Annotated in this window: 1 rRNA gene; it reads right to left on the bottom strand. The window is 51.5% G+C overall.

Annotation, left to right across the window (positions count from 1 at the left end):
* A 23S ribosomal RNA gene (locus tag KUW00_RS12965) occupies positions 1-1,131 on the bottom strand; the annotation flags it as partial.
* Positions 1,132-1,234: the final 103 nt, after the last annotated feature.

Genomic DNA, 1,234 nt, shown 5'->3' with positions numbered 1-1,234 from the left:
TGAGCCCCGTTACATCTTCCGCGCAGGCCGACTCGACTAGTGAGCTATTACGCTTTCTTTAAAGGATGGCTGCTTCTAAGCCAACCTCCTAGCTGTCTAAGCCTTCCCACATCGTTTCCCACTTAACCAGGATTTCGGGACCTTAGCTGACGGTCTGGGTTGTTTCCCTTTTCACAACGGACGTTAGCACCCGCTGTGTGTCTCCCACGCTTGCACTCACCGGTATTCGGAGTTTGCCTCGGGTTGGTAAGTCGGGATGACCCCCTAGCCGAAACAGTGCTCTACCCCCGGCGGTGATACGTGAGGCGCTACCTAAATAGCTTTCGAGGAGAACCAGCTATCTCCGGGCTTGATTAGCCTTTCACTCCGATCCACAAGTCATCCAAATCTTTTTCAACAGATCCTGGTTCGGTCCTCCAGTTGATGTTACTCAACCTTCAACCTGCTCATGGATAGATCGCCCGGTTTCGGGTCTATTTCCAGCGACTGGTCGCCCAGTTAAGACTCGATTTCTCTACGCCTCCCCTATACGGTTAAGCTCGCCACTGAAAATAAGTCGCTGACCCATTATACAAAAGGTACGCGGTCACCAAACAAGTTGGCTCCCACTGCTTGTACGCATACGGTTTCAGGATCTATTTCACTCCCCTCTCCGGGGTTCTTTTCGCCTTTCCCTCACGGTACTGGTTCACTATCGGTCAGTCAGGAGTATTTAGCCTTGGAGGATGGTCCCCCCGTCTTCAGTCAAGGTTTCACGTGCCTCGACCTACTCGATTTCACAACACTCAGGTTTCGGTTACGGGGCTATCACCCACTATGGCCAGATTTCCCAATCTGTTCACCTACCAGTTGTGTTGCTTAAGGGCTGGTCCCCGTTCGCTCGCCGCTACTAGGGGAATCTCGGTTGATTTCTTTTCCTCGGGGTACTTAGATGTTTCAGTTCCCCCGGTTCGCCTCTCATGTCTATATATTCAACATGAGATACCCAAGTTACCTTGGGTGGGTTTCCCCATTCAGAGATGTCCGGGTCGCAGGTCGTTTGCCACCTCGCCGAACCTTATCGCAGGCTTCCACGTCTTTCATCGCCTCTGACTGCCTAGGCATCCACCGTATGCGCTTCATCGCTTGACCATATAACCCCAAAGGGTCTGTCAATCGATGATGTCACGACAATTGCCGGATACGCTTGAAACGTATCTTACTTTGTCAGCATGATATACATTGTTAAAGAGCG

This window comes from Halomonas sp. DP5N14-9 (assembly GCF_019802175.1).
Taxonomy (GTDB): Bacteria; Pseudomonadota; Gammaproteobacteria; order Pseudomonadales; family Halomonadaceae; genus Halomonas; species Halomonas litopenaei.
The sequence above is the reverse complement of the archived record's forward strand: the minus strand, read 5'-3'. Positions and strand labels throughout refer to the sequence as shown.